Genomic DNA, 21,301 nt, shown 5'->3' on the forward strand with positions numbered 1-21,301 from the left:
CGGCCGGTGCCGGGCGCGCGTGCCGGCTCAGTCCTTCGGGCCGCCGGCGACGTAGACCACCTGGCCCGAGACGAACGAGGCGCCCTCGCTGGCCAGGAACGAAATGGTGTGCGCCACGTCCTCCGGGCGACCCACCCGGCGGACCGGAATCTCGGCCTTGGCGTGCTTCTGCAGCGCCTCGAAGTCCACCTTCATCCGGGCGGCCGTGGCCGCGGTCATGTCGGTGACGATGAAACCGGGGGCGACCGCGTTGACGGTGACCCCGAACGGACCCAACTCGATGGCGAGGGTCTTTGTGAAGCCCTGCAGGCCTGCCTTGGCGGCGGAGTAGTTCACCTGGCCGCGGTTGCCGAGGGCGGAGGTGCTGGAGAGGTTGACGATCCGGCCCCACTTCCGCTCGACCATGTGCTTCTGGGTGGCCTGGGTGAACAGGAACGCACCCCGCAGGTGCACCCCCAGCACCATGTCCCAGTCGGCGTCGGTCATCTTGAACAACAGGTTGTCCCGGAGGACGCCCGCGTTGTTGACCAGCACGGTGGGCGTGCCCAACTCGACCGCGACCTGCTCGACGGCCGCCTCCACCTGCGCGCGGTCGGCCACGTCCGCGCCGACGCCGAGCGCCCGGCCGCCGGCGGCGGCGATCGCGTCGACGGTCTCCTTCGTCGCGGACTCCTCGATGTCCACCACGGCCACGGCCAGCCCGTCGGCGGCCAGGCGCTTGGCGGTGGCGGCTCCGATGCCACGCGCCGCGCCGGTCACGATGGCGACCCGCTGCTCCTCCGACATCCCTACCTCCCGGTAACCTCGCTCGATCGAAGGAGCTTAACCCAGCGGCACGGCGGTCGGCGCCGCCGAGACCGGCAGCGGGCCGCAGAGCGGGGGCGGGGCCGCCAGCGGAACGCGCTCCGGCGCGGGCGGTTCCAGCAGCGCCACCGTGGCGGGTACGCGGCCCGGCCTCGTGCGGTCAGGGCAGGGTGTCCAGGTGTGGGCCGACGGTGCGGGAGAAGGCGTTGCCGTTGGTCACGTCCCAGTTCACCGACCACGTCATCGCGCCCCGCAGCCCGGGGTAGGTACGCGGGGGCCGGAAGCTGCCGCAGCTCGTCCCCCGGGTCAAACAGTCCAGAGCGGCGTTGACCACGCTGGGTGCGACCACGCCCCCACCCGCCGCCCCCGGACCGGCCGGCAGGCCGAGCCCGACCTGGTCCGGCCGCAGCCCGGCCTCCAGTTGGATACAGGCCAGCGCGACGATGAAGTTCACCGTGCCCTGGCTGTACGCGAACCTCTGATCGCAGCCGAGCATCGCTCCGGAGTTGTAGAACTGGGTGTTCACCACGGTCAGGATGTCCTTGATGTCCAGCGCCAGCTTGAAGTAGCCGGTGGCCGGGTTCTGCATGTCGATGGTCTGCGGTGCCATCGCGATGATGAGACCGGAGCCGACTCTGTCCCGCAACGACCGCAGGGCCTGCGCCATGTACGTCGGATCGAGCCCATTCTCCAGGTCGATGTCCACGCCGTCGAAGCCGTACCGCTGGATCAGCGCGTGGACCGAGTCGCTGAAGGCGACCGCGGAGGCCGCGTCGTTGACGGTGATCCGTCCGGCCTCGCCGCCGACCGAGATGATGACCTTCTTGCCCCGGCTCTTCAGCGTCTGCACGTCGGCCGAGAAGTCCGTGTCGGTGTAACCGCCCAGCGATGCGGCGAGGCCCGGGTCGACAGCGAAGGTCACCGCGCCGGGGGTGGCTGTCGCCTCGGCGAAGGCGACAGCCACCACGTCGTACTCGGCGGGGACGTCCCGCAGACGCAGCTCGACCGCCGGGTTGTCGAAGTTGTGCCAGTACCCGGTGAGGATGTGCGTGGGCAGATCGGTGGGCGGGGGCGTCGTGGGCGGGGGCGTCGTGGGCGGGGGCGTCGTGGGCGGCGGCGTCGTGGGCGGGGGCGCACCGCCGCAGTCCGCGCCGTTCAGCTGGCAGTTGGTCGGCGAGCCGGGCCCGCTGCCGAGGAAGCCGAAGGAGACCGAGCCGCCCGGCGCGATGGTGCCGTTCCAGGACCGGTTGGTGAACGTGTGCCGCTGGCCGGAGGAGCTGAGCAGCGCCTCCCAGTAGGTGCCGACCGTCGTACCGACCGGCAGGTCGAAGGCGAGGCTCCAGCCGTTGATGGTGGTGCCACCCCCGTTGGTGATCGTGTACTTCCCCTCCCACCCGGTGCCCCAGTCGGAGAGCTTGGCAAAGGTTGCTGTCGGGCCAGCGGCGTACGCCGGCATCGCCACCCAGGCCGCGCCGAGTGCGGCGGTCAGCACGGTGACCAGGGACAGGATCAGGGATCTGGAACGCTTCATACGACCCTCCACACCCGGACGAACATCCAGAAACATCTACGTCAACACTTCTTATTATTAAGAGTGTTAACTGTTTATGTCCAGTCCAGGTCGCAAGAGGGCCCCTTGCCCGACGCACTGGCGTCGAGCAAGGGGCCTCTGCGGCGGGCCTGCGACCCGGCTGCGCCGTGGTGTCCGGCCCCGCTCGCGCTGACCCGTCAGCGACGGAAGGTGAACCAGTTGACGTTGACGAAATCGTTAGGCTGGCCACTGGTGAAGGTCAGATAGACCGTCCGGCGGCCGGTGGGGCCGGCGACGTTGCCGGGCACCGAGCGCCAACCCTGCCAGCCGCCGGTATCGGCAATGGCGAAGCTGCCGATCGGCGGGCTCGTCGGACTGTCGAGGCGCACCTCGACCAGGCCGCTCACGCCGCCGCCCGCGCCGGAGGCGACCCGAGCGACGAAGTCCCGCGGCGGCGCGGCACCGAACTCGACGTTGTCGAAACGCGCCCAGTCGCCGTTACTCAGCCAACCGATGTTCTCGCCGCCCTCGGAGCACGCCTCGGTGCCCACACCGTTCTGAGCATCGAACGACTCGGCCTCGATGGTGGCGTACGCGTCCCGGACCCCGCCGGGTGGCTGAGTCGTCGGGGGCGGCGTGGTCGGCGGCTGGGTGGTGCCACCCCGGCTGTAGACGGCGACGTAGTCGACGAGCATCGGCCGGCCCGGCACGGTCGCCGCGGTCGGCGTGGCGCCGCCCGCGACGCCGTTCGGGAACGCTCCGCCCATGGCCACGTTGAGCAGTAGGAAGTACCCGGCGTGGCTGGTCATCTGCGACCAGTACGGCTCGCCGACCCGGGTCTGGCTGACCGTGTGGTAAAGCTGCCCGTCGACGTACCAGCGCAGTTGCTGGGGGCTGACCGAGGCGTCCCACTCGAAGCGGTAGGTGTGGAACGCCGACTGGCAGGTGGCACCCGGGCAGGCCCGGGAGGCGCCGATGCCGTTGAACTCGTCGCACGGCCCGCCGGGGGCGACGCCACAGTGGAGCACGCCCCAGACCGAGTTGATCCCGTTGACATTCTCCATCACGTCGAACTCGCCGATGCCCGGCCAGTTCTGGTAGTTGCCCCGGTACGGCGATCCGAGCGCCCAGAACGCCGGCCAGTAGCCGGCCGCCTGGGCACCGGTCACATTGGGCATCTGGATCCGGCCCTCGATCGCCAACACTCCGCCGGAAGGCGGCTTGAAGTCGGTGCGCACGGTCTCGATTCGAGCCGATGTCCACCCGCCGCCGGCGTCGCGCAGCGGCGTGATCCGCAGATTGCCGGCGCCGTCGTGGCTGATGTTGGCGGTACTGGCGGTGTACGTCTGAATCTCCCCGGTGCCCCAGTTGGGCGGACCGCCCGGGTAGCTGGTACCGGTGTCGATGATCCAGTTGGCGGAGGACGGCAGGGTGCCGGACGCGCCGGTGAAGTCGTCACCCCAGACCAGGCTCCAACCGGGCGCGGGCGCTGGTACGGCGGCATTGGCGGTGACGGTCAAACCGGCCAGCGCGGTGGTGGTGACGGCGGCGAGCAGCGCCACCACCAGTGGCAATCGGCGTCGTGCGGGCAGGGCGGCAGGCACCCCGGGTGGCGTGTGCATGGCTGTGCCTCTCTGCGGGACGGGTCGAGAGAGCGCTCTCTCGAGAGTTGTACGTGCCGTTCACAAAGTTGTCAATATCGATCTTCATAATGACAGCGCCACCATCCGCTCGTCCCGGTCAGACCCGCGACTGCCCTCGTCTCATGGCAGGATGACCCTCGTGGCGCAACGGATGATCGTCATCGGCGGCGACGCCGCCGGCATGGCCGCGGCATCCCAGGCCCGGCGCCGCCGGGGCTCGGGCGACCTGGAGATCGTCGCGTTCGAGCGGGGACACTTCACGTCGTACTCGGCGTGCGGCATCCCGTACTGGATCAGCGGGCTCGTGCCCGATCGGAACCAGCTCATCGCCCGCGACCCGACGACGTTCCGGAACGAGTTCCACGTCGACGTCCGGTTGCGGCACGAGGTCATTGGGATCGACCTCGACCGACGGGAGGTCGTCGCCCGGGACCTGACGGGCGGCGGCGAGGTCCGCGAGCGGTTCGACACCCTGATGTACGCGACCGGCGCCACCCCGGTCCAACCGGGCTGGGCCCGGACCGACGCGCGCGGCGTGTTCGGCGTGCAGACCCTCGACGACGGCGCCGCCCTACGGGAGTGGCTGGACGCGGACCCGGCGCCCCGTCGGGCGGTGGTGGTTGGCGGCGGCTACATCGGCGTCGAGATGGCCGAGGCACTGATCCAGCGAGGCCTGTCGGTCACCCTGGTCGAGCGCGACGAGCAGCCGATGGCAACAGTGGATCCGGATATGGCCGAGCTGGTCACCGGTGCGATGCGGGGCCTGGGAGTGCAGATCCGCACCGGCCTCGCGGTGACCGGCCTGGAGCAGCGGGACGGTCAGGTGTCCGCGGTCGTCACCGCAGAGGGGCCGATCCCCGCCGACCTGGTCGTCCTCGGCCTCGGCGTTCGCCCCAACGTCGGGCTGGCCGCGGCCGCCGGGCTGCCGGTCGGCCCCAGTGGTGCGATCCGCGTGGACCGGCGGATGCGGGTGCCCGGATTCGACGACGTGTGGGCGGCCGGAGACTGCGTGGAGTGCCTACACCGGGTCAGTGGCTTGCCGGTGCACATCCCGCTGGGCACGCACGCCAACAAGCAGGGCCGGGTGGCTGGCATCAACATCGGCGGCGGGTACGCGACGTTCGCCGGGGTGATCGGCACCGCCGTCACCAAGGTCTGCGATCTGGAGGTCGGGCGCACCGGGCTGCGCGAGCGAGACGCCGCAGCGGCCGGCTTCGAGTTCGTCTCGGTGATCGCCCAGTCCACCAACCGGGCGGGCTACTACCCCGGCAGCCGCCCGATGACGGTCAAGCTGATCGCCGAGAAGCCCAGCGGGCGGCTGCTCGGCGCGCAGATCGTCGGCTGGTCGGAGGCGGCGAAGCGAATCGACACCCTGGCCGTGGCCCTGTGGAACGAGATGACGGTGGACGAGATGAGCGCCCTCGACCTCGGCTACGCCCCGCCGTACGCGCCGGTCTGGGACCCGGTGCTGATCGCCGCCCGTAAGGCCGTCGACGCCCTCGCCGCCACCGGCCGGTGAGGGCGAACGAGCCGACGGCGCCCGCCGGCAGCTTCATGATCAACCGAGTCGCGCGGGCTGGCAGGTGGGGCACCAGTAGAGGTTGCGGCCGACGAGGCCACGGCGGCTGACCGGGGTGGCGCAAACGTGGCAGGGCGCGCCGGGGCGGCGGTAGACGTACACCTCGCCGCCGTGCGGGTCGACGCGGGGAGCGCGGCCCATCACCTCGGGCAGGTGCGCGTCCCGGACCGTGTCGATCCGGCCACGGTCGACAGCCCGCCGCATCAGCTGCACCAGGTCGGCCCAGAGCCGCTCCCAGGCCGCCCGGGTGAGGCTCCGGCCCGGCATCGTCGGTGGCAAACCGGCCCGGAACAGCGCCTCGGTGACGAAGATCAGCCCGGCGCCCGCCACCACCGACTGGTCGAGCAGCAGCGCCGCGAGCGGGGTCGGGCTCCGGGAGATCCGGGCGTACGCCTGCGCCGGGTCGGCGTCGGCACGCAGTGGATCCGGGCCGAGTCGCCCGCGCAGCGCGGTCACCTCCGGCGGGGTCAGCAGTTCACAGGCGTTGGGACCGCGCAGGTCCAGCCAGTGCCGGTCGCTGGTGAGTCGCAACCGCACCTGCCCGACCGGCTCCGGCGGCTCGCCGACCCCGTCGGCGACCTTCCCGTACAGGCCCAGATGCACGTGCAGGATCAGGTCGCCGGCGTGGTGGTGCAGCAGGTGCTTCCCGTACGCCTCGGTAGCCTCCAGGACCGACCCGGTGAGCCGGGCAGCACCCTCTGCGAAACGGCCCTGTGGGCTCGCCACGTGCACCTTGTCCCCAGCGAACAGCTCGGCGTGCCGGGCCGCCAGGCGATGAATGGTGTGTCCCTCTGGCACCGCGCCAGGGTAGCCAGCGGCGTCGCCGTCCGGCATGTGACCTGATCGAAGGCGATCCGTGATCCCGGTCGGACGCGATCCGTGGTCCCGGTCGGGGACGGGCGATGTCGCTGACGAGGAGTGTTCCGGAGAGGCATCAACACGACGGTCAGGAATACCAATCATCGACGGGTCACGTTTCCGGCGGCCGGCACTCCGTGCACCCCTACACCAACCGGACGGTCCACCGGTGTGACCCGGATTCACCACCGTCGATGTGCGCGCCCGCACCGGGCTATCCGCTGGCGCCACGCGCGCGACTGCTATGCGGTCGGCACGCCTGGCACACGTCGGCACGCCTGGTACGACGTCGGCACGCCTGGCACACGTCGGCACGCCCGGCATGCGGTCGCCCCCGTCTGGCACGCGGTCCATCCCCGGCTGGCTGCAACAAAACACCGTCCAATCACCGGCAGACGCAACAGATCGCCGGGTTTTGCAACTTCCCACGGTGGATTCCTCCGGCTGGCGCCGCATACCGTTGAGCAACGGCGCCAGCCCGCGGGCCGAAGGTGGCCGGGCGCGCCCGACCCCTGGGAGCAGGACAATGACGATGGACGCCACCAGCCAGCGCTTCCTGATGTGCCGGCCGACGTACTTCGCCGTCGACTATGCGATCAACCCGTGGATGGACCCGACCGCTCCGGTGGACGCCGGCCTGGCGATCAGGCAGTGGGAGCAGCTGCGCCAGATCTACCGTGACCTGGGCCACACCGTCGACGAGATCACTCCGGTGCCCGGCCTACCCGACATGGTCTTCGCCGCGAACGGCGGTACGGTCATCGACGGCAAGGCGATGGCCGTGCAGTTCCGCGACCCGCAGCGCGCCGACGAGGCACCCGCGTACCGCGCCTGGTTCGAGGCCGCCGGTTTCCAGATGCACGACCCGAAGCACGTCAACGAGGGCGAGGGCGATGTCCTGCTGGCCGGCGGCCACCTGCTCGCCGGCACCGGGTTCCGCACCGCGCACGCCTCGCACGCGCAGTTGCAGGAGGTCTTCGGCTACCCCGTGGTCACCATGCAGCTGGTCGACCCGCGCTTCTACCACCTGGACACCGCGCTGACCGTGCTCGACGAACGGACCGTCGCGTACCTGCCGGAAGCCTTCTCCCCCGGCAGCCAAGCGGTGCTGCGGCGGCTCTTCCCGGACGCGATCCAGGCCACCATGGCCGACGCCGAGGTGCTCGGCCTCAACGCGGTCGGCGACGGCCGGCACGTGGTGCTGCCGGCGGAGGCCACCGACCTGGCCGCGAAGCTGCGGGACCGAGGCTACGAGACGATCGGGGTCGACCTGTCCGAGCTGCGCAAGGCCGGCGGTGGCCCGAAGTGCTGCACGTTGCGGCTCCGTCAGGGAAAGGCGAGCATGTGATCGAGGGCAAGCTGCGGACGCCGGAGGCCGTCCGCGACGCGGAACGGTGGACCGCGCACAACTACCACCCGCTGCCGGTGGTCATCTCCTCGGCCGAGGGCGCCTGGCTGACCGACGTGGACGGCCGGCGCTACCTCGACTGCCTGGCCGGGTACTCGGCGCTCAACTTCGGCCACCGGCATCCGGCACTGATCCGGGCCGCGCACAACCAGCTGGACAAGCTGACCCTGACCAGCCGCGCGTTCGTCCACGACCAGTTCGCCGACTTCTGCCGCGAGCTGGCCCAGCTCTGCGGCAAGGACCTGGTACTGCCGATGAACACCGGCGCCGAGGCCGTCGAGACCGGCATCAAGGTGGCCCGTAAGTGGGGCTACCAGGTCAAGGGCGTCACCCCGGGCCAGGCGAACATCGTGGTGGCGGAGGGTAACTTCCACGGTCGGACCACCACCATCGTCAGCTTCTCCACCGACGAGGACGCCCGCGCCGACTTCGGGCCGTACACGCCGGGCTTCACCGTGGTCCCCTACGGCGACCTGGCCGCGCTGACCGACGCGATCGACGAGAACACCGTCGCCGTGCTGTTGGAGCCGATCCAGGGCGAGCAGGGCGTGGTGGTGCCGCCGGAGGGCTACCTTCCGGGCGTACGCCGGGTCTGCACCGAGCGGAACGTGCTGTTCATCGCCGACGAGATCCAGTCCGGCCTGGGCCGGACCGGGGCGACCTTCGCCTGCCAGCAGGAGGGTGTCGTGCCGGACATGTACCTGCTGGGCAAGGCGCTCGGCGGCGGTATCGTCCCGGTGTCCGCCGTCGCCGCGGACGCCGGAGTGCTCGGCGTCCTGAAGCCGGGCCAGCACGGCTCCACCTTCGGCGGCAACCCGCTGGCGTGTGCGGTGGCCACCGAAGTGGTCCGGCTGCTCGCCACCGGTGAGTTCCAGCGCCGCTCCGCCGAGCTGGGCGCCCGGTTACACGCCGGCATCCAGTCGCTGGTCGGCAAGGGTCTGCTCGCGGTCCGGGGCCGGGGCCTGTGGGCCGGTCTGGACATCGACCCGGCGCTGATGAGCGGCCGGGAGGCCGGCGAGCGACTGATGAAGCGCGGCGTCCTCGCCAAGGACACCCACGGCTCGACCATCCGCCTCGCCCCGCCGCTGGTCATCACCGCCGACGAGATCGACTACGCGGTGGCCCAGCTGGCGGGCGTCCTCGCCGGCTGACCGCCCACGCGAGGAAACGCGCCGGGGCCACGGACCCGGCGCGTTTCGTCGTGCGGCCGTCAGCGCGGCAGCCGCATCGCCATCGTCGGCGCCTCCGCCATCACCGACGCCGGGGTGTACGGCGCGCCGGCCGGCAGTTCCTCGGCGCGGCCGACCTGCACGCCCGGATACAGCTCCACCATGTCGTTCTCGGCGAGCACCCGCGACTGCCGCGGCGCGAGTGGGATCCGTTCCCCCTCGACGACCGAGCCGCCCGGCCGGATGCCGGAACCGTTGGTGCTGACGTCGGTCACGATGATCTCGCCGACCCGCAGCTCCAGCTTCAGGTGGCTGCGGCTGATCCACCGGCGGGCCTCGTCGTTGAGCCACTGGCCGAGCACGATCCCGCTGTTCTCGTCCGGCGCGCGGCCGACCAGCACCGGCTCGGATTCGGTGAGCACGAACCGGCGGCGAATCAAGCCGCCGATCCGCACCGCGAGGACCTCCGACCGGGGGCGCGGGCCGGCATCGCTGAGCCGGGCGCCGTGCCGTGGGCAGGTCGGTACGCCGCCCCGCAGGCTCGGCGGCGGCTGGCTGGCCGGACTACGCTCGGTCACCGCGGCCAGGTCGGCGAAGGCACCCCCACCCCCGCCCTGGCCGAACAGCGCGCACCCGGACTCCGGGCACCGCCAGTGCCGCGCCAGCAGCTTGACCCCGGCGGGAGACCGGTCCCCGGCGACCGGCGTGTCCCCGCCGCCGACGTGGGCGACGAAGGCCGGCCCGCCCGGGCCCGGCACCGGGGCGGCCACCCGGCCCGGCTGGTCGGCCACCCACGGATAGCGCCCGCGCAGCCCATCGAGGCGGGCCCGGGTGAGCACCGGCAGGCCGAGCAGGTCGGCCACCTCCAGCATCCGGTCGCCCGGGTTGTCGAGCACCTCGACCAGCCCGTCGTCGGCCCAACGGCGCACCACCATGCGCTCGTTCGAGGTGAGGTCGGCGTCGGAGAGCATGCCTCGGTGCACCACCGCGTAGACGGCGACGCTGTCCTCCGCCAGCTTCCGGGAGAGTGCGTCGATCACCATGCCGAGCCGGAGCGAGCTGGCCGGCCGACCACCGTCGATGTCCTGGTATCGGATGATCTCGGCCAGATCGAGCACCGCCCGGGCCAACGAGGGGTCGGTGCAGACCCGCCCCTCGATGGCGTCCAGCACCTTGCTGATCTCGAATCTCATCGGACCTCCCGCACGATCTTGTCGATCCGCCGGGCGAGATCCAGGTCACGACGGGTGACGCCGTCGACCGAGTGAGTGACGCAGCGGAAGGTCAGCGTCCGCCAGCGGATGTCGATGTCGGGATGATGATCGAGTTCGTCGGCCATCACCGCCACCCGGTCCACCACCGTGATGGCGTCCGTAAAAGTGGCCAACTCCACGGTGCGGGCGATCCCGGCCTGGTCCCCCGACCAGTCGGGCAGTCCGCTCAGCTCGTCTCGCACCGCCTCCGCGGTGAGCACGTCTGCCATGGGGAGACCCTACCGGCACCTCTCGTGACCGCGTCGACCAGCGAGGCTGTGGTACGTACGCGCTGACGGGCCGAGACTTACCGCCAACCCGATCACCACCGCCCGGGTGGCCGCCCGCCCACCGCGTGCAGGTGCGCGAGCGCCTGCCGGTACGACTCGACCAGCCCCACCTCGGCGTACGGGATGCCCCGCTCGGCACAGTAGGCCCGCACGATCGGCCGAGCCCGACGCAGGTTTCCGCGCGGCATGTTCGGGAACAGGTGGTGCTCGATCTGGAGGTTCAATCCGCCCAACGCGGCGTCGACGAGCCGGCCGCCCCGCACGTTACGCGAGGTCAGCACCTGCTTGCGCAGGAAGTCCAGGTCGTCGTCGGCGGTGGGCATCGGCATGCCCTTGTGGTTCGGGGCGAACGAGCATCCCATGTACAGCCCCCACAGTCCCTGATGAACGGCCGCGAAGACCAGCGCCTTCGCCGGAGACATCACCAGCAGCAGGGCGCCGGCGTAGAGCCCGGTGTGCGCGGCCAGCAGCAGCGCCTCGACACCCCGGTGGCGCACCGGTGTGCGAAACCGCCCGTCCAGTTCCCTGCCGACAATGGCCCGCAGGCTCGCCACGTGCAGGTGGAGACCCTCCAGCAGCAGCATCGGGAAGAAGAGCACCGCCTGCCAGCGGGCCAGCCACCGGGCGACGCCTCGGGTCGCCCGCGCTTGCTCCGGTGTCCAGACCAACGCCCCAGCTCCGACGTCCGGGTCCTCGTCGACGTGGTTGGGGTTGGCGTGATGCCGGTTGTGCTTGTCCACCCACCAGCCGTAGCTGAGCCCCACCGCCAGGTTGCCCGCGAGCAGGCCGACCAGTTCGCTCGGTCCGCGCCGGCGGAACATCTGCCGGTGGCCGGCGTCGTGCCCGAGGAAGGCCACCTGGGTGCTGGCGACCGCCAACAGCACGGCCACCGCCGGCTGGGCCCAGGAGTCCCCGACCAGCACGACCGCGGCCCAGGCGGCCGCGAAGAACCCGGCGGTCAGCGCGATCCGAACGCCGTACCGGCCCGGACGCCGGTCCAGCAGCCCCGCGGAGCGGATCCGTCGGGACAGCTCCGCGTAGTCGCTGCCCTGCCGTCCCGGTCGCTCCGCCACGAGTTCCCGCATATGCCCAGCTCCCTGCCTCGGCCGCGGTCGTGCCCGTCGCCCGACCCCGGCACCGAGTCTTCCGTGGACGATTACACCGGGTAATCCTGCGCACCCCCGGATCCGAGGTGGGGCACGCCCTACCACCACCGGCGGTCAACCCATCCGGCCCACCGCGGCCCGCAGCCGGGCCAGGTCCCGCCGCCGCCGCTCGTAGGTGGCCGCCAGACCGATCAGCGCGAGCCCGCCGGCGGCGAGGAAGATCCACCGGGGCAACAGGTCCCAGGTGCGGGCGAGCTCGTGCAGCGCGAGCGGGGTGAGGGTCAGCGCGCCCAGCACCACCGGCGCCTGCCAGCGGCGGGTGGCCCCGACGAACACCGCCCCGAGCGCGGCGAGCCCGAGCAAAAGTCGCCGCATCGGCTGTGGGTCCGGCGCGACCAACACCGACGCGAGGGGCGGCAGTAGACCGGCGGCAAGACCCGGCCCGAGAGCCAGCCAACTCGTCAGATCGGACCGGGTCCGCAGGGCCGCCGCCCCCGCCGCGAGGGCCAGGGCCGCCGCCGGCAGCGTGTACGCCTCCAGCACCGCGACGCCCCCGGCGGCCAGGAGCAGCCAGGTGCCGAGCAGTTCGCTGCCCCCGACGACGGCGGCGAACGCCCAGCGCCGCGCGACCGGCTCGCCCCGACGCAGCAGCCGCAGGCCGACGGCGGCACCCCAGAGCGCACAGACCGCGGCGGCGTGCCGCAGCGCGCCGGCGGCGAGCAGGAACGCGACCAGCGCCACGCCCTGCGCGGCGGCGTCCAGCGCCTGCCCCACGGCAGCCATGGCGGGCCTACCGGCCGCCGCCGTCCCCTCCGTGGCCGCTCCGCCCGCCGTCGTGGGAGCCACCACCGCGGCCGCGGCGAGGAGGCACACCGCGACGGCGAGCACGGTGAACGCCGCGGTCCGCAGCGGCAGTCCACCCGCCAGCGGCACGGCGACCGCGAGGGCCGTCGCGGCCAGCGCCGCCGCGAGACAGCCGGCCAGCCGCGCCGCGACCGGCCGGGCCGCGATCGCGACCACGCTGGCGGTCACCACCAGCGTGCCGAGGCCGGTGAGCGTCCCGGCCCGGGTGGCCAGCAGCCCAAACAGGCCCGATCCGGTAAAGACCAGCCCGAGCGGCAGGACGACCGGGAGTAGCAGCGGACGCGGCTCGAGCAGCGCGGCGGCCAGCACCGCGGCACACCCGAGTAGCAGGGTACCGGCGGGTACCACCGGCCACGGCGCACCCGCCGCCCGGAGCAGCACCGGGAGGGCCGTGGCCAGCAACGGCGCCGCCGCCGGTGCGCCCCGCCACCACGCGCCGGCGGCCGCCGCACCGCCCGTGCCGGGGCGGCCGGGGGCGGGCAGCAGGCGGCCGGTCGCCACGGCCGCACCCAGCAGCAACAACGCCGGTCCCGCCGGTACCGCGTCCGGAACCGACCCGACTGCCGGCGCCCCGGACCAGACCCCGCCGTACGGGGCGAGCAGGGTGGCCAGCACCACGGGCACGAGCACGGCGACCGCCACCACCGACAGGACCACTCCGGCGGCGCGCAGGAGCGGGTTGCCGCCCGCCAGCACGAGGCCGGCCGCGGCGAGCAGGGCCGCCGCGGCGGCGTACGGCGCCACCGGTTCGTCCCCCGGTACCGCCAGCGGCGAGACGCCGACCGGCACCGCCGCCGCGGCGAGCGCGGTCGAGGCATACCGGCGCAGGTCCGGCCAGTGCCGACGCACCGCGACCAGCGCCGCTGGCAACAGCGCGGCGGCGGCGAGCGCCGTCCGGGCCTGCCACCACGGTGACGCGCCACCGGCGAATGCCGCCAGGGCGGCACCAGCCGGTACGACGAGTAGCGCGGTGGTGAGCGCAACCCCCGCGACGGCACGTTGGACGGCGCCCCGCCGCCGACCGAGGGCGGCGACCGCGAGGCCGGCCGCCCCGGTCACCGCCAGTGCCGCCCCGGCACCGCTCGGTGCGGCCAGGCCGACGAGCAGGGCGTGCCCGAGCAGAACCGCCCCGGCCCCCGCGGAGCTGAGCACCCGTCCCGGCCCGGCGGGCCGGCGGCCGACCGCGACGGCGAGCAGTCCCACCGCCGCCGCGAGGTCCAGCGCCACCACGGCCACCCAGGGCACGGCCGCCCACCCGGCTGGCGCGGCGAGCACCGTCACGGCGGCACCGACCGTCGCCAGCGGCAGCCGGGCGGCCCGGGGCAGCAGCAGGCCGACCGCGACCACGGTCGCCGCCGCGGCGACCGGAAGCTGCCACCCCCAGGCAAGCGCCGGCCCCGGCCCCGCGCCCCGCCACGGCGGGAACGAGCGAGCGACCGCACCGCTGGCGAGAACCGCGACCGTCACCGCCGTGACCTGTGCCAGCACGCCGGCCACCACCAGCGCCCCAGCTCGTGGGCCGCCACGCCACCCGGGCGGAAGGAGCCGAACCCCGCCAGCGAGAGCGAGAACGACCAGCGCCGACAGGGCCAGCAGCAGCCCCTCCCGCAGCTCGGCGGCGGGCCGCAGCGCAGCGACAGCGAGCGTCGGCACCAGCAACCCGGCGGCGATGTCCCGGAACAGCCGGTGACCCGCCAGTACCGCCGCCGCCAGCAGGGTCACCGCCACCTGCAGCAGCGGAAGCCCGGCGAGCAGCGGTGTACCGGCGAACCGCCCAACCGCCAGCGGCACCAGCCCGCAACCGGCGGCGAGAACCATAGTCACGGCGTACCCGAGCCAGGCGACGGCACGGCCGGCCGAAACGGCTGATCCCCTGGTGGACGTCCTGACGCACCTCAGCGCGGCCACGACCAGCAGGTTCACGACGGCCTGCCCGACCAGCAACACCGCCCAACCCCCGGCCGACGGCTGGAACTCGGCCGCGGCGAGCGGCAGCACCGGCTGCACCGCGACCAGGGCGATGAACCACGGCCCGGTCAGCCGGCTGAGCCGGGCATATCCTGCGGCGACCGCCGCGCTGGCCCCCCCGACCAGCGCGGCGTACCGGGTGCCCGGCCAGCCGGCCACCCCGCCCAGGTCCACCGTCCAGGCGGCGTACCCGTCGAGGAGCACCAACAGCCCACCCACCGCGGCGATTGTCTCCGCGGTCCCCCGAAGCGCCCGCCGCACCGCCCACAGCGGCACGGCGAGCGTCACCGCGGTGACCACCGCCAGGATCAGTGCCCGCCCGGCGACGCCGACCGTCGCCCACGCCACCGCCGTGAAGACGACGGCAGCGATCCCCAACAGCAGTCCACCCAGGACGAAGAGCACACCCTGCACGGTCCGGGTGGACGTCTCCGCGCCACCGGGCCGGGACGGGACGGATGCTCCTGGGCCGGCCGAATCGGGCTTCGGACGGCCCGCCACCGGGAACGCCGCCCGGACCGCGGCGGCCAGTTCCTCGCGACGCCGTCGGGCCGCTCCCAGCCGGTCCGTGACCTCCTGGTACGCCCGATGGGCCCGTTCGACCTCCATACCGAGGACGGCGATCTCCCGGTCCAACCGGATCACCTCGGCGGCCGGCGGGTACGGCGGTCGACCGCACCCGGAGCATCCGGCAACCAGATCGGCCGGCGCACCGCAGGCGGGGCAGGGATAGGCGGCGTTTTCCACATCGCCATCCTCGACCGACGGAGATCACCGGAACAGAGTGCGCGTACCTACGTGCCCTGCCGCCCTGTCCACCCGTCGACAAGGCGGGAGATTGCTACCGGCCGCCCGGCTTCGCCGGGGTCTGCCGGCAGGCCCGGCCGAACTCGTGGCTAGGGACGGGTGTGCTCGTACACCCAGGCGGTGTAGTCGGGGTTGCCGCTCCCCGCCCGGGCCACCACGATCTCCGGCACGTCGTATGGGTGGCGGGCGCGGAGCTGTTCGACCAGCGCCGCGACCCGGTCGAGGGCGGTCTTGAACCGCACGGACCACTCGGTGCTGGTCTCCACGCCCTGCCGCCACCAGTAGGTGCTGTGCACCGGGCCGCTGACCTGGGCGGAGGCCGCCAACCGCCCGGCGACCGCCGCAGCCGCCAGCACGTCGGCCACGGAACGCGCGTCCACAACCGTCGTCACCACGCAGATCTCGTCCACGACCGCACCCTACGCGGGACCGTTCCGGTTGGCCGCGATCCACGCGTCGATCCGCGCCCACCAGTCAAAAAGCCAGTCGATGCGCTCCTGCCGACCGGCCGGCACGTCCTCCGGGGGAACGGACCAGAAGCGCATCACGATCCGCTTGTCCATCGGTAGTTCCCGCCACACGTCGACGACGGTGAGCATCCGGTCCAGACCGGTGTGCGCCACGAAGATGACGCCGGCGTCGGGGGCGGCGTCCAGCGCGGCCAGCAGCCCACCGGGCTGCGGGGCGAGCACGTGCCGCATCCGCTCGGCCCGCAGCGCCATCAGCTCGTGGCCGAGTTCGCGCAGCCGTTCGATGGCCCGCAGCCGGCGCTTCGGGGTGAAGTTACCCCCCTCGGGGAAAATCACGAACGCGTCGTTGTCGTCCAGACCGGTAGCCAGGCGTCCGATCTGCTCGGTCACCGAACCGCAGCCGTCCGGGCCGGGCGCGAGGAAGCGGGTCGGCAGCCGGTTGAGCAGCACGTCGATCGCCGGGTCCCACTGCAGGCTGCCCTTGAGCACGATCCGCGGCTCCCGCCGGAACCAGTTCACCAACGCGTGGATCAGGATGAACGAGTCGCCTGGGCCGGCGTGCCGGCACAGCACCAGCTCCGGCCAGCCGGCCAGCGCGGTGTCCGGGTCGGCGCCGACCACCTCGATGGACAGTCGCAGCGTCCACCGGGCCTGCCAGAACAGCACCCGCAAGAACCACCCGGCGAGCCGATAGTGCGCCCGCTGGAAGGCCGGGGACCGGACCCGCCAGCCGAAGCCGGACGCCACCCAGAGGCCGAAGAGCGCGAGCAGCGCCGCCGCGTCCCAGACCAGGTAGACGGCGCCGATCCAGAGCAGCCGCAGCGGCCGCAGCCGGCCCGGCACCAACGGCGAGGCGGCCAGGGCGAGCAGGGCCCACGCCGGTACCGTGGTCACCATCGCGACGGCGAGCAGCACCACGCCGGGTGCGAGCAGCAGCCGCCGCAGCCACCGGGGCGGCGGCGGCATCAGAGGTCCAGCTGGGTCAGGTAGCGACGGGTGGCGGTGTACGCCCGACTGATCCGCCGCACCACCGTCGCCATGTCCCGGTCCGCCCGGGGCGACTCGTCGCCGGGCTGTGAACCACCGGTCGGCAGCACGTGCACCTCCACTCCGACCGGCACCGCCGACAGCTCCCGGGCGAACTGTTGCCGGCGGACGATCTCGAACGTGACCTCCGGGATCTCCCACGGACGTCGGGGCGGGCTCAGCTCGCGTTCGACCCGGTCCATGTGCAGGACGAAGATCCTCCTCGCCCCGGCCGCCACTGCCTCGTTGATCGGGATCGAATTGACGATCCCACCGTCAATATAGTGACGACCATCGATACAGGCCGCCGGCAGCAACCCCGGCACGGAAGCGCTGGCGACCACGGCCGGCACCACCGGCCCGCTGTCGAACCAGTGCTCCATGGCACGCTCGATGTTCGTCGCGCAGCAGCGGAAGGGCACCCGTAGGTCGGCGAAGGTGGTCTGCTCCCCCAGTTCGTTCTGCAACATCCTGCGCAATGGACGCGGGGAATAGAGGTGGTTGTGCACGGCGAACCGGCGCAACTGCCGGGCCAGCGAGCCGCCGTACACCTCGCTCGCCTTCGGCGACGCCCAGAGCCGGACCAGGCGATCGGTGACCGCCTCGGTGGGATCGGCGGCCACCAGGGCACCGTTCACCGCCCCGATGGACGTTCCCAGTACCAGGTCGGGCTGGATCCCGGCGCGGAACAGGGCCCGCAGCATTCCCACCTCGACCGCGCCCAGGAAGCCGCCGACCCCGAGTACGAACGCCACCGGTCCCCGCGCCATGCCGTTCATCCTGGCACGAGTCATCCTGGCACGAGCCGCGTCGCACGCCCGCCGAAGGTCACCACGGAACCAGCAGCGCCATGCGCACCCTCAACGCAGCGCGACGCGGGTCGGCCCGCGCATGCCACCGGGGACGGTCACGGCGGCGGTGAACCGGAGGTAGACCGCCTCGTAGTCGGCCGCCATCCGCGCGGTGGAGAAGTTCTCCGCCACGTGGGCGACGCAGGCCGCCGGGTCGAGCTCGGTCGCGGCGCGCAGCGCTCCGGGAAGTTCGGCGGCCCGTTCGCGGGTCAGGCCGGTCACCCCGGGGCGAACCAGTTCCGGCACGGCGCCCCGGTTCAACGCCACCACCGGCGTCCCGGTGGCCATCGCCTCGAGCATCACCATGCCGAACGGTTCCTCCCACTGGATCGGCATCACCAGGCACCGCGCGTCGACGAGCAGACGCAGCGCGGCCGTCCGATCGGCGTCGAGCACCACCGTGACGTCGTCGTCCAGCATCGGCCGGATCACCTCGTCGTAGTAGCGCCGCTCCGCGGGTTCGTTGCACTTGCCGGCGAGCACCAGCGGCAGGCCGGCGGTGCGGCAGGCCCGGATGGCGATGTCCGGCCCCTTGTCCGGGCTGAACCGGGCCAGCCAGAGCACCGGCCCATGGTCGGCCGGGGTGGACTTGTTCGGGATGCCGGCGATGTCCAGCGCGTTGTGCACGGTGCCGACCCAGGGCAGCCGCGGGTTGAGCCGCCGTTGGGCGTGCGAGATGGCGACCAGGCCCACCCCCCGGTCGGTGTCGCTGAGCACGGTGCCGTACTCGCCCACCGGGTTGCCGTGCACGCTGGCCACCGTCGGCACGGCCCGCCGCCCCGCCACCAGCGGGCCGATGGTGGTGTGGTCGTGGATGACGTCGAAGTCGGAGGGGCCGATCAGGTGGTTGACGTGGGCGAGGTGGGCCAGTTCGGGCAGTGCCTCGCCCAGCCGGTCGTACTGCAGGTCGGCGATGGTGGAGACGAAGCTGGCGGTCGTGCCGTGGCCCTCTCCCGCGCCGAAGAGGGTCACCCGGTGCCCGCGCTCGACAAGCGCGTCCACCAGGCCGGCAACCACCTGTTCCAGCCCGCCGTAGCCGGGTGGGGGTACCGACAGCCACGGCGGGACCACCATCGCGATCCGCAGCGGCCGCTCGACCGAGCGGTCCCGGTGGTTCACCGCCACGCGCCCTCCCCGTCGGTACCTGGTGTGCGCCATCGCCATCGCCGTCAGCCGGCGCCGGATTCCGTCGCCGCCCGGGGGCCGACCCGACCGGGGGCGGTTTCCCGGCGGCGACCCGACTAAACCGGACAAGACGGGCACTCATCCCCCGACCAGCAGCTGATCCCGTACGGCCCGGACACCTTCGGCAGACCACGCCACCCGCTCGGCCTGGTCCCGTTCCCACCACGAACGGACCACGCCGCCGAGGACCACCGTGTCCCCGTCGACCTCGACGTTCACCCGTTCGGTGCCGATCCCACGCAGCAGCGCCCGCTGGATGTCCCGCCGGATCCGTTCACCATCGCGCCGGGCGGCCGGCCGCACCTGGACCAGGTTCGTCACCCCGCGCACGCCGCGCAGTCGCCGGGCCTCGGCCTCGGCGGTCCGCCGCTGCCAGCCGAACTCCACCGCGCCCCGGATCATCACCCACCCGTTGGCGACGGTGACCTCCAACCGCTCGGCCGGCACGAAGCTGTCCCACTCGAGCGCCCGGCTGACCGCGATCGCTATCTCCCCGTCGGTGTGCTGCTCATCCCCGGTGAGCCGGATCTCCAGGTCGTCGGCGACCGCCCGGACGCCGCGGACCCGCTGCGCGCAGCGGGTCGCCGCCCACTTTCGGGCAAAGGCGTCCACCCAGCCGGTCAGCGTCACCACGCCGTCGTCGACGGTGACCCCGATCTCCTGCGGCTCGACCCGGGGATCCCAGACGAGTTCCGCCAGCACGTCCCGCTGGATCTGCGCGTCGGTCTGGTCGGCCCTGGCCATCGCTTCCCTCCCGTACGTCTCACCGATCCTCGGCTCGACGGTGCCCGGCGTACGGGTGACGGCGGTTCACCCGGACCGGGTGAACCGCCACGGAAGGGTGCGGCGGGAGGAGGAAAGTTCCGTAACCGTTAGGACGCTTCGGCGAGCGTCACGGTTGCCGTCGATTCCGCCCCGTTGCGCTTGTAGGTCAGCTCGACCCGGTCCCCCACCTTGCCGGCCTGCACGGCGGCGACGAGGTCATCCGAGTCGTTGATCACCTTGTCGCCGAACCGGACGATCACGTCGCCGCGCTGCAGACCGGCCCGCTCGGCGGCGCTGCCCGGGGTGACGGCAGCCACCAGGGCCCCGCCGCCCTCGGCCCGGTTCACGCTGACCCCCAGGGTGGGGTGGCTGACCTTCTCACCCCGCTGGAGCTTGCCGGCGACGTCCTTCGCCTTGTTACTCGGGATGGCGAACCCGACACCGATGTTGCCGGTGCTGCCCTGCCCGGCGGTGGCGATCGCGGTGTTGATGCCGATCACCTCACCGCGGGTGTTGACCAGGGCGCCGCCGGAGTTGCCGGGGTTGATCGGCGCGTCGGTCTGGAGCAGCCCGGCGATGGAGGTCACCCCTTGGCGCGGGTCCTGCTGCGAACCGCCGGCCTGGATGGTCCGGTCCCGGGCGCTGAGGATGCCGGCGGTCACCGACCCCTGCAGACCCAACGGGCTGCCCAGAGCGAGGACCTGGTCGCCGACCTGCATGGCGTCGCTGTCGCCGAAGGTCGCCGGCTTCAGGTCGCTGACCCCGGAGGCTCGCACCACAGCCAGGTCGGTCTTCGGGTCGGTGCCGACGATGCGAGCCTGGGCCGTCTCGCCGTCGGCGAAGATCACCCGAACGGTGTCACCGCTCGCCGAGGCGATCACGTGGTTGTTGGTCAGCACGAAACCGTCGTCGCTGAGGATCACGCCCGAGCCCTCACCGTTGTCGGTGGCGATCGACACCACACTCGGCTGCACCGAGGCGGCGATGCGCGGCAGGTCCGCGCTGTTGATGACCGGCGCGGCCGAGTAGGTGCGGGTGATGCCGGAGTCGCCGCCCAGGGCGAGCGCGAGAGCGCCGCCGGCGACGCCGGAGCCGAACATCAGGGCAAGCACCGCGACGCCCGCGCCGACGAACTTCACCACCCGCCCCGGGCCCGGCCCTGGCGGGCTGGCCTGCGGCGCCGCCCACGGCGGCACGGGCTGCCCGGTGAGGTGGTGCGGCTGTCCCGGGTGGTACCCGCCCGACTGGCCCCCTCTCCAGCCGGGCTGCTGCTGGCCGGTGTACCAGGGCACACCCGGGTGACGGCCCTGTTGCCAGCCGGACGCGGCGTAGGGGTACCCGGCCGAGGGGGCGGCACCCACCACCGGGTAGGCCGGGACGGGGGGCGGGGTTTCGACGCCACCGGGGCCGTCGGTGGCGGCCGGACCGGGGCCGACCGGGCTGTCGACGACAGCCGGCACCTCGGGGGTACGCGCGGCGTCCGGCCCGGTGCCGTCCGGAGCGGCGGCCGGGTGGGTGCCGCCCGGAGCGGCGTCGGGGGCACTGGCCGGGACACCCGGGGTGATCGGGGCGGAGTCGGACTGCGCGCGCTCGTCGCGGGGCAGCTCGGCGGTGGGTTGCGACGGCTCGGCGTCGGTGGGGGCCGGCCGGCGCAGCGGGTCGGACTCGTACTCGGTCATGGATCCACCTTCTCTCCTGCCACTGCGACCAGCCTGGAACCCACC

General features: G+C 72.9%; 17 protein-coding genes. 3 read left to right on the top strand and 14 right to left on the bottom strand.

Annotation, left to right across the window (positions count from 1 at the left end):
- Positions 1-27: 27 nt before the first annotated feature.
- The 3 genes from fabG to QTQ03_RS13575 all read right to left on the bottom strand — a co-directional run bounded on the left by fabG (position 28) and on the right by QTQ03_RS13575 (position 3,957).
- Positions 28-786 (bottom strand): 3-oxoacyl-ACP reductase FabG, encoded by a 759-nt coding sequence (fabG, locus tag QTQ03_RS13565; RefSeq protein WP_289278339.1) that lies wholly within the window; start codon positions 784-786, stop codon positions 28-30.
- 178 nt (positions 787-964) lie between these two features.
- On the bottom strand, positions 965-2,335 hold the full coding sequence (locus tag QTQ03_RS13570) for a chitinase (protein WP_289278340.1): 1,371 nt from the start codon (positions 2,333-2,335) through the stop codon (positions 965-967).
- A 197-nt stretch (positions 2,336-2,532) separates the two neighbouring features.
- A complete protein-coding gene (locus QTQ03_RS13575; RefSeq protein WP_289278341.1) occupies positions 2,533-3,957 on the bottom strand; it encodes a carbohydrate-binding protein in 1,425 nt (474 codons plus the stop codon).
- Positions 3,958-4,117: 160 nt separating this feature from the next.
- Here QTQ03_RS13575 and QTQ03_RS13580 point away from each other — a divergent pair, with 160 nt between their 5' ends.
- Positions 4,118-5,497 carry an FAD-dependent oxidoreductase gene (locus QTQ03_RS13580; protein WP_289280814.1) on the top strand — a complete coding sequence of 460 codons (1,380 nt, stop codon included), beginning with the start codon at positions 4,118-4,120 and terminating at the stop codon, positions 5,495-5,497.
- A 39-nt stretch (positions 5,498-5,536) separates the two neighbouring features.
- On the opposite strand, the gene QTQ03_RS13585 is transcribed toward QTQ03_RS13580, so the two are convergent.
- On the bottom strand, positions 5,537-6,355 hold the full coding sequence (locus QTQ03_RS13585) for an Fpg/Nei family DNA glycosylase (protein WP_289278342.1): 819 nt from the start codon (positions 6,353-6,355) through the stop codon (positions 5,537-5,539).
- Between the two features lie 592 nt (positions 6,356-6,947).
- Between QTQ03_RS13585 and ddaH the strand changes: the two genes are divergently transcribed.
- Both ddaH and rocD read left to right on the top strand, forming a co-directional pair.
- On the top strand, positions 6,948-7,763 hold the full coding sequence (ddaH, locus tag QTQ03_RS13590) for a dimethylargininase (protein ID WP_289280815.1): 816 nt from the start codon (positions 6,948-6,950) through the stop codon (positions 7,761-7,763).
- Positions 7,760-8,974, top strand: coding sequence for an ornithine--oxo-acid transaminase (rocD, locus tag QTQ03_RS13595; RefSeq protein WP_289278343.1), 1,215 nt, complete (start codon positions 7,760-7,762; stop codon positions 8,972-8,974). Before ddaH ends, rocD begins: the two co-directional genes overlap by 4 nt.
- A gap of 59 nt (positions 8,975-9,033) precedes the next feature.
- Here rocD and QTQ03_RS13600 read toward each other — a convergent pair whose 3' ends face one another.
- From QTQ03_RS13600 to QTQ03_RS13645, 10 genes are all read right to left on the bottom strand, one after another.
- A complete protein-coding gene (locus tag QTQ03_RS13600) occupies positions 9,034-10,185 on the bottom strand; it encodes an FHA domain-containing protein (protein WP_289278344.1) in 1,152 nt (383 codons plus the stop codon).
- Positions 10,182-10,475, bottom strand: a complete 294-nt coding sequence (locus QTQ03_RS13605; RefSeq protein WP_289278345.1) for a 4a-hydroxytetrahydrobiopterin dehydratase — start codon at positions 10,473-10,475, stop codon at positions 10,182-10,184. The genes QTQ03_RS13600 and QTQ03_RS13605 overlap by 4 nt, the downstream gene beginning before the upstream one ends.
- 92 nt (positions 10,476-10,567) lie before the next feature.
- On the bottom strand, positions 10,568-11,620 hold the full coding sequence (locus tag QTQ03_RS13610; RefSeq protein WP_289278346.1) for a fatty acid desaturase family protein: 1,053 nt from the start codon (positions 11,618-11,620) through the stop codon (positions 10,568-10,570).
- Between the two features lie 135 nt (positions 11,621-11,755).
- Positions 11,756-15,220 (bottom strand): SCO7613 C-terminal domain-containing membrane protein, encoded by a 3,465-nt coding sequence (locus QTQ03_RS13615; RefSeq protein ID WP_289278347.1) that lies wholly within the window; start codon positions 15,218-15,220, stop codon positions 11,756-11,758.
- 149 nt (positions 15,221-15,369) lie between these two features.
- Positions 15,370-15,690, bottom strand: a complete 321-nt coding sequence (cutA, locus tag QTQ03_RS13620; RefSeq protein WP_289278348.1) for a divalent-cation tolerance protein CutA — start codon at positions 15,688-15,690, stop codon at positions 15,370-15,372.
- 9 nt (positions 15,691-15,699) lie between these two features.
- Positions 15,700-16,716, bottom strand: coding sequence for a 1-acyl-sn-glycerol-3-phosphate acyltransferase (locus QTQ03_RS13625; RefSeq protein ID WP_289278349.1), 1,017 nt, complete (start codon positions 16,714-16,716; stop codon positions 15,700-15,702).
- The gene (locus QTQ03_RS13630) at positions 16,716-17,546 is read right to left on the bottom strand and encodes a patatin-like phospholipase family protein (protein WP_289278350.1); all 831 of its coding nucleotides are present in this window, start codon (positions 17,544-17,546) and stop codon (positions 16,716-16,718) included. Before QTQ03_RS13630 ends, QTQ03_RS13625 begins: the two co-directional genes overlap by 1 nt.
- Positions 17,547-17,636: 90 nt before the next feature.
- Entirely contained in the window at positions 17,637-18,785 is a 1,149-nt protein-coding gene (locus QTQ03_RS13635) for a glycosyltransferase family 4 protein (protein WP_502889757.1), read from the bottom strand.
- A 105-nt stretch (positions 18,786-18,890) separates the two neighbouring features.
- Complete coding sequence (locus tag QTQ03_RS13640) at positions 18,891-19,556, bottom strand: BON domain-containing protein (RefSeq protein ID WP_289278351.1); 666 nt, start codon at positions 19,554-19,556, stop codon at positions 18,891-18,893.
- A gap of 128 nt (positions 19,557-19,684) precedes the next feature.
- Positions 19,685-21,256 (bottom strand): S1C family serine protease, encoded by a 1,572-nt coding sequence (locus QTQ03_RS13645; RefSeq protein WP_289278352.1) that lies wholly within the window; start codon positions 21,254-21,256, stop codon positions 19,685-19,687.
- Between the last annotated feature and the right edge of the window lie 45 nt (positions 21,257-21,301).

The sequence above is a fragment of the Micromonospora sp. WMMA1363 genome, assembly GCF_030345795.1.
In the GTDB taxonomy this organism is placed as follows: domain Bacteria; phylum Actinomycetota; class Actinomycetes; order Mycobacteriales; family Micromonosporaceae; genus Micromonospora.